This is a genomic window from Agrobacterium sp. SUL3, from assembly GCF_001263295.1.
Classification (GTDB): Bacteria; Pseudomonadota; Alphaproteobacteria; order Rhizobiales; family Rhizobiaceae; genus Agrobacterium; species Agrobacterium tomkonis.
This window is the reverse complement of sequence record NZ_KQ414539.1, coordinates 1-12418: the sequence shown is the minus strand read 5'-3', so window position 1 is coordinate 12418 and position 12418 is coordinate 1. Positions and strand designations below refer to the sequence as shown.

Sequence of the window (12418 nt, the reverse complement as noted above, 5' to 3'; positions counted from 1 at the left end):
TCGCTTTGTCGATTGATGCGTGAAGTTCAGGTCGAAGAGACTACCGCATCCCAAACTCGGTTAAGGCGACGCCACCGTTCCAGGATATATCGGAGCCGCGCGCGAATCTGATCAAGGCGCTCAAACACCAGAAGCCGTTCACCAAAATCTTTGCCGTCGGTGACGACTGGCAGTCAATCTATCGCTTTGCCGGTTCGGACATCACCATCTTCACGCAGTTCGAGGCGAATTTTGGCGCAAGCTGGCAAGGGCGCCTGGAGCAAACGTACCGTTGCAATCAGCTAATCGCCGAGACGGCCGCCGGCTTCGTGCAGCGGAACACCGCTCAGCTGAAGAAGTCGGTACGCTCGGCGCGACCGGCCATTCCACGATCGATCCGGGTCATTCCGATCAGTGGTGAAGGGAGCAAGCCGGAATTCGGCAAGGCGTGTCACCAGCTCTTGCAACGGCTAAATTCGTTCCTGGATGGGATTTCGGGGCAATGGCGGACAGAGGGGCGCGAAAAGCTCAAGGTAATGGTGCTGTGGCGCTACAATCAACTCGATCCGTTTAGGGGTAAACCGCCAAAATTCGAAAATATCGAGGTTTCGGGACTGTCGTTCCATCGCGCGAAGGGGCTCGAGGCCGACTACACAATCCTGCTCGATATCAGCGAAGGCGATTACGGTGTGCCGAGCCGGATCGAGGACGACGAACTTCTCAATCTGGTCATGCCACGACCAGAAACCTTCGAGTTTGCCGAAGAGCGTCGCCTTTTCTATGTCGCATTGACTCGGGCAAGCCGCGGCGTGTTCTTGCTTACAAATAGCCGGGAGCCTTCACGATATATCCGCGAACTTTCCGACATTGCCGGCGACGATCTGCGATTTGAATCAATCGATGGCGATCCCCTGCATCAATGTCCAAAATGCCGGGTTGGCCAGTTGGTCGAAAGGAATGGTCGCGGTAACAGTCGGTTTCTGGGGTGCAATCAGTATCCAGAATGCGAGCACACTGCACAGTTGCGCTGAACCGTTTAAGGCGATGCGAGTCCATTACGCCGAGGGAGCATCAAACCGCGCACGTCACTTTTCAGTTGGCGCAGATAGTCAATTCAGAATTGACAAATTGACCTGTTTATAAAGTTTCATTCGCGCCTGCTTTAATTTTGTGGCATAAGGTCAAACATGAATGGACAATCAGAGACAAAGTTAAAGCAGCTTCTCCAGCAAGTCCCGCCCGGCTTCCTGGTGGACTCGAGATGGATGGCCCGCCATGCCATCTCGCGACAATCCGTGTCAGGCTATCTCAAGCGGGGCTGGCTCGAGCCGGTCATGTCTGGTGTGTACCGCCGCCCATTCTCCTCCGATACCAATCCAGAAGCTGTCCGGGGCTGGAAGATACCCCTGCTCTCAGCCGTCTGGCTCATGCGGCATGAGTTCCATGTCGGCGGGGCGAGCTCCCTCACATTGCGGGGACATGCTCATTACCTCTCGTTCGGCAGCGAATTTGTCCTCTATCTCTACGGATCCGATATTCCGACATGGCTATCGAAGCTGCGGACGGACGCTGATGTGAAGACCAGGAGTAACGTTCTGTTCGGCGAAGGGGCGACCGGCATCGATGACGCGGATTTTGACCTTTCCAACGACGATGATCCCGAGCTGGCACAAAGCCCATGGCGCTGGCCAATGCCGATGTCCTCACCCGAGCGCGCGATCCTCGAAATGATAGACGAAGTTCCGAAGGGCGAAAGCTTCCACAAGGTGGACGTGGCGTTCGAGAGCCTTGCCAATCTGCGCCCGAGATTATTGACGACGCTCCTTACCCTGTGCCGGAGCGTCAAAACCAAGCGCCTTTTCTTCGCGTTTGCTGACAAGCACAATCATGCTTGGCGCCGGCACATCGACGTCTCCTCCGTCGATCTCGGCAAGGGCGACCGAGCGCTGACACCGGGCGGCCGGCTGCACCCCATCTATCGCATCACAGTCCCGAATGACTTGATGCCAAAGGAGCCCCCCTATGGCCCGTGACCAATACATGCGCCAGGTCGACCTCCTGGTGCGGACCCTTCCATTCATCGCCCGCCACGGCGCCTTCGCCTTAAAGGGCGGAACGGCGATCAACCTCTTCTATCGCGACATGCCGCGGCTCTCGGTCGATATCGATTTGACCTATCTGCCGATCGAGGATCGCGAAACGACGCTGAAAAATATCGACACGACGCTGGAGCACATCCGCGAAGACTTGATGGGCAACCTGCGGGGCGTAAACGTCCAAAGGATCGCCGGCGGTGGCAACAACGACACCCGCCTCCTCGTCCGGCAGGGCATTGCCGAAATCAAGGTCGAGACATCTCCCGTTGCACGCGGAACTGTCTATCCACCCGAGCGCCGACGCGTGAGCGCGGCCGTAGAGGACAAATTCGGCTTCGCCGAGATGCAAGTCGTCTCGTTCGAGGATCTATTCGCCGGGAAGCTGCATGCAGCAGTTGACCGTCAGCATCCGCGTGATCTGTTCGACGTAAAGCTGCTTTATGAAAACGAGGGACTGACCGACGCGTTGTTTCGAACATTCCTGATTTACGTTGCCAGTTCCGGCCGCCCGCCGCACGAGTTGGTCAGGCCTTCGCTCGCAACGCTCGACGAGGCCTTCGTCAAGGAGTTCGAGGGGATGACGATCGAGCCGGTCGGCCTCGACGATCTCAAGGCAGCGAGGAACCGGATGATGGCGGATATCCTCGCAAAGCTTGACGACAACGCGATGCGCTTCCTGCTGTCACTCCACGACGGCGAACCGGATTTCGAAGCCATCAGGTTGCCACAAGCGGCTGATCTGCCGGCCGTTCGTTGGAAGGTTCTTAACCTCAAGAAACTGAGGGAACAGAACCCCGAAAAACATGCCGAGCAACGGCGAGAGATTGAGGGGCTTCAGTCAAAAGAATGAGCACGGGGCACGCGGCGGCTGTCCTGACGAGCGCGCGTCCCGCGCGCTGCATTTTCAGCTCTTGGTAGCCGTCTGCGCTGTGATGTTTCACCGTGTTGCTCGCCATCAATGATATACCTTTGACCACCAGGCCGATCCAGAAAAGCTCAAGAAGCATCGTCGCGAGGATTACAGGCTTCGAATCCGACAATACGGCTCTGTACCACGACCAACTCGAATTTTGGCAAAGCTGGAGCTGGTTCCTGAGCTTTCGAGGGACTGATGAAACTGACAGCCATTGCGATGGCAAAGGCAAAGACGCCGTTGCGGATCAGGCCGATTGCCAAAGATGCTTCGTTTGCGCGTACCAGGTTAACTGTCTCAAACCCGCAAGCGGCATTCTCCATTGCTTGACGGCCACCCGCTCCGCCTTCAGCAATTATTGCGAGATATTTTGATCCATAGCCATATCGAGGTTTTGGTCTTAAACCCTGGAAGCCGACAAGCGCGCCCCAAAGAAAGAACAGCATCGATACAAACAGCAATGCCAAAACGATGTACTTTATCGTCGATGGCGCCAAACCATCGACAACAGTCTTCGCCACTGCGCCGCCAACAGTCAGAGCAATCGATAGTGTCGCAGTCAATTTTGAAAGTTTATCATCGAGTTCCTTGGCTCTCACCCACTCGCTCTCGATATACTTTTTGAGATCGTCATCACCGAGCTTTCGGATATCAGCAAAAGCCTCGTGCGTTTGCCAAACCTCCATCCTTTTCAGAAGCTTCCGATTAACAGGGTATATCCGGAAGAAATCCGGCAAGAGCGGATTCAGGAAGGTTGACCACGACAAGCGAGTGCCTCCGCAATAGCATTTGAAATCCCTCGACCTCCTCGGTCGAGCCAGCCCCACTCCCCAGTCGGATTTATCTCAATGAACCAATACTGATCGTTCGAAAGAGCCAGATCGATAGCTGCGTATTCCAACCCGAACTGCTCCACCAACTTCAGACAACGGTCGGCGATTTCTGGGGGAAGAGAATAATCGTGATACTCCAACACCGCCTTCGGCCGAAGCCTCCAGTCGCCTTCGATTGCCGCGCCACTGTCTGTCACAGCAATACACCACAACCGCTTTCCGACAATCGTAACTCGAAGATCCGTTTTGGGAGAAAGGACAGCCTGAAATGTTGCAGGGGCTGCTCGCAAGCTTTCGTCGGCGCACTCGCTCCAATCAATGATCGTCGTGTACCCAAAGTGCTGTACGTCACCCTCGAACAAAAGAACGGTATCAATGCTCTTTAATGCAACCTTGCCCCCAATGACGACCGGAATGTCCGCCAGCGGGTCGTTGGTTATTCTCGTCTCCGGCACCGCGAATCCAAGCGTGGCCGCCTTGCGCAACTGCAGTGGCTTGATTTCGGCGTTATAGGTCTCTGTCGGCCGATTGACCCACACCGCCTGATCGAAAAGCATCATCCCGCGCATCAAGGCAGCCCATTGCGACCGTTCCAATTGCTCTGACGGAGACAGCCCTCGCCCAGGCGTATTTCTGAGAAAGGTGGGCTGCCGCCACCAGACCGACCGAAGTCCCAAGCCGACATGCCATTCCCTCTGGCCATGGCAACAAATCATACTTGCCGCCACAGGATCAATCGTAATCCCCCACTCGGAAAGCTGCTCGCGGTTAATCCGAAGAAAGGATACCTTCATGTCCGCCAAATGATGGCATATACGATCGGTGGATAGATCGGCCAAACTGGAAAGGATCAGCACCTCCACGTTTTCCACCAGCAAAGTCATTCGCCTTTTTGATCTTCACCGGTCTCGAGATCGTTCTTTTTGGTCGTCATCTCGCTTTCCGGATCAAAGGCGATCAATCCCTCCTGACCGCGCCAGACGCCAGCCACAATGTCATAATCGGCGTTGGAGGGTACGCCACTGCCATTTACCTTGGTTGTCTTAGCTATGCGTTGAAGAATATGCATTCGGAATCCTCAAGATCGGTGTCGGTGATACTCGTGAAAGTATGCGTCATAGGAAAGAGACGCAACCATGCGACCTGCTTTCAACCAATTAAACATGTAGCCCTTCAGCAATCTGTAGAGAATTGGCCTAAAGGCTGGTCCAAGCCAAAATACTGGCGCCCTGACCTTCCCGGACGCAACATCGAGCATCATTGATCCGAATCATCTCTGGGCGCGGAGCAGCGCTTTGGTTGATCCCGCCGCTATGCAGAATGCGCAGGTTCAAAATCAGTAGCTGGCGCGTACATCGAGAGAACGATTGCCGGATTTTCCTCGATCCGCGAGTTTCGCTCATAACCTCGTGCCGCGTTCACGGTCTGCATGGAGACGTTCAGATAGGCATTATACGAATCGTCGGCGACGCGTTTCACTGAAAATCCTGCAGCAAAGGCAGCGGCAAGAAGCATTCCGTTGGAGACATAATTCCCCAAATATGTGAACAGTCCGAACGCCCGCGACAGGTCTTCTGCACGATGTTTCAAGCCGTAACTCCCAACTTGGCGATTGAACGATTTCGTCCTTGATGATGCCGCGCTCGCAGGTTGCATTCATCCCACTTTGCTGCCAAAAATCGACCTGATACTTCGAGTTGCTTCGAGGGTGAGCGGGGGAGCGACGTCTGCGACGTGCGGTACGCTTTAAGTTGACATAGACGATGTGTGCGCATGAAGTTGGCAGAAGATAATCTCGAACACTGGCTCTCCTCGGCAACTGTACCAGGTGCAGACGGGCTTTACTTTGTCGGTACATTTGATCGCAGGATAACATTTTACTCGCAGCAGGTTCGTGCATTGCGATTGGCCAGAGCCATGCGCGAGGCAGGCAAGATCGAGGCAAACGACTCTGTTGCAGTCGTCGGAGCGGGTGCAGCTGGCGTAACCATGGCTTTGGCCCTGGCCCTATTGGATTGCCGTGTGACTTTGTTTGATCCCGCCGACGAGGTTCTTCAGCTGCAAAGCGATTCACCGCGGCTCCTGCACCCTCACATTTACGAATGGCCATCTCTTGGTTCGCTCGAAAACGATGCTGGCCTACCCTTCCTCAACTGGGATCTGGACACTGGGGGCGTTGTTGCGGCCAAGCTTGTCGAGGAATTCCACGGTCACCGGGCTCGACTGCAGCAGAAACTGGTCTGGAAAGCTCGACACAAGCTTACAAACCTGGCTCAGGAAGGTTCGGAATGGCGACTGCATTTTGATAACGACTCAAGCTATGTCGTCAAACAAGTCGTCTTGTCTATGGGTTTCGGCGATGAAAAGAAGACCGGGGATGCCGATGTCTATGACTATTGGAAGCAGCGGGGCGTTGGCACAGCGGCGATAGAGCCAAATGCACCTGCCACCTATCTCGTGAGTGGCAATGGCGATGGAGCACTGACGGACATCCTCAATCTGATGATAAGTGGGTTCGAGCATGTGCCATTCACCGAGACTTTCCTCAGCTATTTTGGTCAGGACGTGTTGAGAACGACCGTTTTGGCAGCCCATGAGGGTAGGAATACGGAAGCTGACCTTGAGCCCGTGTTCGAAGGAGACCTTCATAAGGTGTTGCTTGAGCGTGGTATTCTCGACAGTCTGACCCCTCTCCTTCGCAAGGACCGATTGCTGACTATCAACACGAGCGGACCACTCCTCTCTCTCGGCCGTGCCGCGCAACTCAATCAATGCATGGTTTACGCAGTACTGGCGGCTGCTCGACAGGCGGGTATCGGCGTGCGCCGTAGCAACGGAATGATTTCCGATGTCAAGAAGCATGCGGACGGGTTGGAGGCGTTTGGGATATCGCTTGGAGGCGTACCTCTTTCAGAGCGTTTCAATCATGTCATCCTGCGCCATGGCCCGGAGAAGAAGGTTCGGTATTCTCCAGTGGCGAATTTCTTCGAAGCCTTCAGGGTGGCGTCGTTGGAGCGGCTCAACGCGCATCCTAAACTCTTCGCCCCTCCGTCGCTAGACGCCGAGACTTACACGTTCTTCTACGAGAGACGGCTGGACAAGCTGGCAGATGCTGCACTCAAGCTGCAGCTTGCGGGCCAGACCGCCCGTGAGGCGTGCACCATCATTATCGGCTGGGACAAGGCGACACAGAGCTTGGTGGAGCGTGGGAAGGTGGAGCTTCGGGAGCTTGCCCAGCAGTGCGAAACCGCTCCGGCAACGTTCACGATCCAGATGGACGCGCCGATGAACCGGGTCACCGCCGATGACTTTGTCAGATTGGCCAATGCGAGCGGCGGAAAGATCCTGTTGAGCGTCGCTTCAGCCGTGCAAAAGTCCTGGCAGACAACGCTGCCAAACGCGTCAGTCGCGAATTCCAGCTCATCACGATATCCGTATCGGGCGATCGGAGACCTTTCCATTGACGAGTACGTTGATGCATCGCTCGTCCGGCAATTGGACGCCATGCTTTCGAAAATCGAGGTAAGCGGAAAATGTTTCGGGCTTGGGCACATCGCTCGGGATATCCTGGAAGCAACGCTCGCCACGTGGGACGACTGGCGCGCAACTCTTCACGCTTCGCCATCTCTTCGCCGCGACTTTTTGGCCTGGCTGGGCAGCATCGGTATCATCAAAGCCGATCCTTGGGACGGTGACAATAAAGCCGTGGAGCGAATGACAAGCGCTTTACTGCTCATCCTTGCCACACATCTTGGCGAGCCTCTCAAGCCAGCGGAAGTCCCAAGAGGAAACCTGACATTTGACGTCCATGGACTCGCGCTCGGATCGGCAGCCGAAGAAATCCACGGCGGAGATCTGCTGACGGATTGGAGCCGACCCGAGCACTGGGACGTCGACGCGCTGATTTTGTCGGGAAGCGCCGAGGTGCAGGTCACCGGGCCGGATGATACGGTGCTCACTGCAGGTGAACCCGGCATGAGCCTTAGCGTTGCCCGCCGGACCAAGCCGGCCATTGTGCGCAACGATTCTACTTGGCGATCTGCATTGAAGACAGATCTCGCTACCTGGCGAAAAGCTGTCGAGGAAGAGTTCGGCCAATGGCGCAAGCGCCAGGACGACGACCGCGAAAGGGTGCTTGCATGACACCTGAGACAATGAAATCATTTCTGGTAGAGGCTGCCGAAAAGCTTCACTGGCCTGCCGACGAGGTCGCGGAGTTCACCTCACCGAACTTCCGCAGCCGTCCAGTTCAGCCCGACATTAAGCAGCTTGATGGACTGTTCGGACTTCGGCTCGGTGATTATCCTGTCGTAATCGCACCGATAGTGCTCGAGTCTGCTGAGCAGGTTAAACTGGCGCTGAAGAAACTCCATGCGCAAATGGTCGTAGCACGCTCCTTCATGCTGGAACGTGAGGTCATCAACGCCCATCTTTTTCTGTGTGCAACATCCCCCACGCCATCAGGCGACTGGAAGCGATTGGTCGATCTTCTCGAACGAGATGAGACTGTCTGCAGAAAGGTCGTCTGGATTCCGCAAAAGACCGATGTTCCGGGATCCTTCGACACCTTCCTCGGCCGAACTTTCCTTGCAATGCCATGGGCGAATGCAGATTCCGTCAGTGGCGCTCCGCTTGATGAAACCTATGAGCTGGCGGAACGCATCCTCGAAAAGCATGGGCTTGACAAGAAGGTTGCTCGACAATGGGTGATCAAGGCGGATCTGTTGAAGGATGACGCCAAAAGCCTAATCACCGAGCTCGTTCAAGCCGGGGAGGCATAGAAATGAGCAACGTCTATCTCAACCGCATTCGGCTTGAACAATATCGGACTTTCAAGACCCTGGATATCGGGCTCCCGGACGGACCTGGCGTGCTCGTCGTCCACGGTAGCAACGGTATCGGAAAGTCGTCCATGTTCGATGGGCTCGAATGGGCATTGACGGACAAGATCGACCATTTCCGGGACGCCGACGGGGTTAAGAAAGTCGGCAGCTACCTTTGCCGCTGGCGCCAGGGAGCTCCAGGTCCCACCAGCGTTACGCTGGACTTCTCGGGCGGCAATAGCGTCAGTCGCACCTTGTCATCGTCCAGAGCAACGAAGTCCACCGTCGCCGGCACTATCCCGAACATCACGGAGTTTCTGCGCGACGACGGTTGGGATCGCGACATTTCCGAGCTGTCGAGTTATCTGCTGCTGACACACTTCCTCGGGCAGTCGACCAAGTCGCGTTTAACCAACCGAGAGCCTGGCGAACGTTTTGACATCCTCAAGGAGGCTGCTCAAAGCAAACAGGTCGAAGAGATCGCAAAGGCGCTGCACGGAAAGGGTAATACGAAAGCCAGCCGCGCCTTTACCGACCGCATCGACGATCTCAACAAGGAAGTTACCGCTCTGCGGAACCTCCTCGAGACGGAATCAAGCCTGTGGTCGGGGCTCACGAGCGTCGGCGCGCTCAATGACGATGCTTCAACCGAGCTCGCACGGGCAATATCAAAGTTGCTCGAGCAAGCTGCTGGAACCGGACAGACGGCACTCATCACGGCATTTGATGAGGGGACGATAGGAAACCTCGAGACCCGCCTTAATGGGCTGCGTGATGAAACGCGGAGTTTGACGACAAGGATAACCTCTGGAAACGAAACGCTGGCAGCCTGGGAAAATGCATCTCGACAGCTTTCGGTATTGGAGGGCGCGCAAACGGCTATCGACGCCCAGATCGCGTCCCTCGCGACCAAGCGCCAGGACCTGGAGGAGGCGTTATCCAGTTTGAAGAACGGCGAGGATGCGAGCCGGCTCGCTGCGAAGAATGCCCGCGACCTGCGTGACCGTTTTAAAGGGCTGAAAGACGCACTTCAGTCGGCCGCTCTCCTTGCACAGAAAAAGGATACGGCCGACGCAGACGTCGCGAATGCACGCTCCAAGCTGGAGGACGAATCCAGACGACTGACCTCGCTTGAACGCCGCTTGCAGATCGTGCGCCGCATCGAGGGTGACGTGGGTCGGCTGGATGAACGGATCAAACTTGCGCAAAGCGAGCGGGAGAATGTTCTCGCCTGGGTGACACGGGACGCCAGGATTGCCGAACTGCGGTCCTCCATCGACGCGCTGGAAGCATCCGCTCCCAATCTCGATGATGATATCGCGCGGGCCATCGAAGAGTTAGTATCGCTCGACGAGCTTGTCGAGGGGCAAGAGAGGATCCTCGCAGAACTGCGATCGACCGTGAGTGCGATGTCGAGTGCCGTTGCGAGCGTAGCGGCGAACCTGACACACGAGTCCTGTGATTGCCCCGTCTGCGCCACTCATTTCGACACCGAAGGAGAATTGCAGCGGCGCGCGGCCGGGGCCGCTGAACGGCTGGCACCACTCGTATTGGCACAGGAAACGCAGTTGACCAGTCTTATACGACAACGCGATGCGTCAAAAAATAGACTGGGCCAGCTTCGCATACTTGAGAAACAGCGCAATGATCTGCACGAGGCGCTTCGCTCGGAAGAGAAGGTAAATAGAGATCTCGGTGCCAGCGTATTTGGCGCAGATGTGACTGCTGACAACGAAAGGGCGAGGCTGCGCCATGCGCAGCTCGAAAAGAGCGCCGCGGATATGACGTGGTTGAGGCAGCGTAAGTGGTATTGGCGAAGCATATTGTCCGGTACGCTCTATGCACCAGGCGGAGAGCACGCGGCTGCCGTTCGGCGCCGCGACCAGGCGCAGATCGAGCTTTCGACCGCAACGCAAGGACAGGATGTTGCAGCCAGGGAGCTCGCGTCGATCACAGCATCCGTCGCTCAATATGACCAAGCCTTTGAAGCGAGCCCGCCTCGAGGAGATCGGCTTGATGAGGCGCTTGGCTCCGCGGAAGATGATCTTTCAGCAAAGGAAGCGGCCAGCAAGCAAGCGGCATCTGACCGCGAGGCAGTGGAGCAGGACCTGGCTTCTTTGGACATCGCGGCGAGCGCGGCGGTTGTCCGAAAACAGCAAGGCGCCGGGCTGGTCGATGCGGCGATCCAACGAAGAAACGAAGCTGTCAAAGCATGGCACGAGTTGAAAATCGAAGGCTCCGGCGAGCCCGACGCTGACCGACTGAAGGCACTGACGGCACGCTCCACGGAGATGCGGGCGAAATTGAGTGAAGCAGAAGATCTTCTGAGACAATTGCGAGACGGAAGAACAGCCAAAACGCTTGTCGAAAATCACGTTGTAGCTCTGGAAAGCCTCCGTTCAGCGATCAACGGTGCGCCGAATAGCGATCGACTGCAGCTCCGCAGCGAGGCACAGGAGGCACTCGACGCGAAATCGAGGGCTGCAGACGCGACGCAGAAAGCGAAAGACATCGCTCAGGCCGCAAGTTCGGAAATCCTCGATGAAGTCGCCGAGTTCAACGCAAACTACATGAAGCCGCTCGCCTCGCTCATGAAATCGATCAGCCGGGCGATCCTTTGCGACCCGAGGGTCGGCATCGATCAGCATGTCCGAAATCGTCGTGTCGAACAAAGCGCCACAAAGGAAGGAGAGGTTCCTGCCGAAGTCGGACAGATCGACCCGATATTGGTCCACAGCGAGGGACAGATGGCGGCGCTTTCGGTCAGCATGCTTTGCGCAGCGAGCTTGACCTATCCCTGGTCGCGCTGGCGCGGGCTCGTTCTCGACGATCCGCTGCAGCACAATGATGCGATTCATGCCGCAGCATTCACAGATTTCGTCTGCAACCTCGTGGCCGACCGCAAATATCAGATCCTCCTGTCCACCCATGATCGTGCGCAGGCCGAATTCGTGCGCCGCAAGGTTGCGTCGCGAGGCTTGCCCTGCGGCATCCTGAGCCTGCAAGGTGTGGGGCAGGATGGCGTTGAATGGAGCTACAGTCCAGCGGTGGACGCCTCATCTTTGACCGCAGTTCAGGCTAGATAATGCTGATTTCTGTTCGCAACATCACGCCATACCCACGTCACTCGGCACCTGCCTCGCAGGGTGAGGACGGCCGCCGCGTTCGTTCCAAATTAAAGCACGCGGGATGCGAAAATTTCAGGTGATGGTTGCACGCAGTTGCGACAAGAATCCATGTCATGGCAGCGGTGCAGAGCTTGGCTCAGCCAGCCAGGAATCGATCATTTTTAGAGCCATGAGGTGGCGACCGTGGACGTCCGCCTTTCCGCAAGGGCATTGTTCCGGGTGGTGAACCCGGTTCCAGTTGCCAGAGGCATCTGGACGATAATACCAACCGGCATTCAGCCCTGCCCCAAGGAGTTCCAAGCCCTGATGCTCGACGAGTAGTGCGCCCACTTCAATCAGGCCCTCGGACTTCCTAGCAACACTCACACCTTTAGAGTACAGAAAGTGGCCTTGGTGCGGCGCGTGCTGTATCAAATCGTCGATCTCGAAGATGATGCAGTTATACCGCTCCAGAAGCTGGTCGACCGCTGGAAACGTTTTGTCGATCATATCCGAGTATCCAAGCATCGTAGACGATGGAACGCGCATTGACATGGTATTTTCTGGTGTCCCGTCGGGGGACTTTGCAAGGGCGTGTCGCAAATTCTTTTGGTTAACTAGCTGTTGACCACAACGGTGGAAATTCAGCTCCCGATGTAGCGGAGCG

The 12418-nt window shown here is 56.3% G+C and carries 11 protein-coding genes and 1 pseudogene; 7 read left to right on the top strand and 5 right to left on the bottom strand.

The features are described 5' to 3' along the window. Positions 1 to 47: 47 nt before the first annotated feature. From AKG12_RS31205 to AKG12_RS28240, 4 genes and pseudogenes are all read left to right on the top strand, one after another. Positions 48 to 221 (top strand): annotated as a pseudogene (locus AKG12_RS31205) (UvrD-helicase domain-containing protein); the annotation flags it as partial. An 87-nt stretch (positions 222 to 308) separates the two neighbouring features. Beyond that, positions 309 to 1010, top strand: a complete 702-nt coding sequence (locus tag AKG12_RS29920) for a topoisomerase DNA-binding C4 zinc finger domain-containing protein (protein ID WP_234905325.1) — start codon at positions 309 to 311, stop codon at positions 1008 to 1010. Positions 1011 to 1166: 156 nt separating this feature from the next. After that, on the top strand, positions 1167 to 2012 hold the full coding sequence (locus AKG12_RS28245) for a type IV toxin-antitoxin system AbiEi family antitoxin domain-containing protein (protein ID WP_052821373.1): 846 nt from the start codon (positions 1167 to 1169) through the stop codon (positions 2010 to 2012). Continuing rightward, entirely contained in the window at positions 2002 to 2925 is a 924-nt protein-coding gene (locus AKG12_RS28240; RefSeq protein WP_052821372.1) for a nucleotidyl transferase AbiEii/AbiGii toxin family protein, read from the top strand. Before AKG12_RS28245 ends, AKG12_RS28240 begins: the two co-directional genes overlap by 11 nt. Positions 2926 to 3071: 146 nt before the next feature. On the opposite strand, the gene AKG12_RS28235 is transcribed toward AKG12_RS28240, so the two are convergent. The 4 genes from AKG12_RS28235 to AKG12_RS28220 form a co-directional block, all read right to left on the bottom strand. Beyond that, positions 3072 to 3755: a hypothetical protein gene (locus AKG12_RS28235; protein ID WP_142174064.1), complete on the bottom strand. Its 684-nt coding sequence runs from the start codon at positions 3753 to 3755 to the stop codon at positions 3072 to 3074. After that, complete coding sequence (locus tag AKG12_RS28230; protein WP_052821370.1) at positions 3734 to 4705, bottom strand: MvdC/MvdD family ATP grasp protein; 972 nt, start codon at positions 4703 to 4705, stop codon at positions 3734 to 3736. The genes AKG12_RS28235 and AKG12_RS28230 overlap by 22 nt, the downstream gene beginning before the upstream one ends. Beyond that, a complete protein-coding gene (locus AKG12_RS28225; protein ID WP_052821369.1) occupies positions 4702 to 4890 on the bottom strand; it encodes a hypothetical protein in 189 nt (62 codons plus the stop codon). The genes AKG12_RS28230 and AKG12_RS28225 overlap by 4 nt, the downstream gene beginning before the upstream one ends. 242 nt (positions 4891 to 5132) lie before the next feature. Continuing rightward, the gene (locus AKG12_RS28220) at positions 5133 to 5411 is read right to left on the bottom strand and encodes a hypothetical protein (RefSeq protein WP_052821368.1); all 279 of its coding nucleotides are present in this window, start codon (positions 5409 to 5411) and stop codon (positions 5133 to 5135) included. Positions 5412 to 5594: 183 nt separating this feature from the next. Between AKG12_RS28220 and AKG12_RS28215 the strand changes: the two genes are divergently transcribed. The 3 genes from AKG12_RS28215 to AKG12_RS28205 are packed head-to-tail and all read left to right on the top strand — an operon-like array spanning position 5595 to position 11730. Further along, positions 5595 to 7964: an ABC-three component system protein gene (locus AKG12_RS28215; protein WP_156316109.1), complete on the top strand. Its 2370-nt coding sequence runs from the start codon at positions 5595 to 5597 to the stop codon at positions 7962 to 7964. Further along, positions 7961 to 8602, top strand: a complete 642-nt coding sequence (locus AKG12_RS28210; protein WP_156316108.1) for an ABC-three component system middle component 1 — start codon at positions 7961 to 7963, stop codon at positions 8600 to 8602. Before AKG12_RS28215 ends, AKG12_RS28210 begins: the two co-directional genes overlap by 4 nt. 2 nt (positions 8603 to 8604) lie before the next feature. Further along, positions 8605 to 11730, top strand: a complete 3126-nt coding sequence (locus AKG12_RS28205; RefSeq protein WP_052821365.1) for an AAA family ATPase — start codon at positions 8605 to 8607, stop codon at positions 11728 to 11730. A gap of 153 nt (positions 11731 to 11883) precedes the next feature. Here AKG12_RS28205 and AKG12_RS28200 read toward each other — a convergent pair. Continuing rightward, positions 11884 to 12418: hypothetical protein (locus AKG12_RS28200; RefSeq protein WP_210168245.1), on the bottom strand; the 535-nt coding region annotated here is incomplete at its 5' end.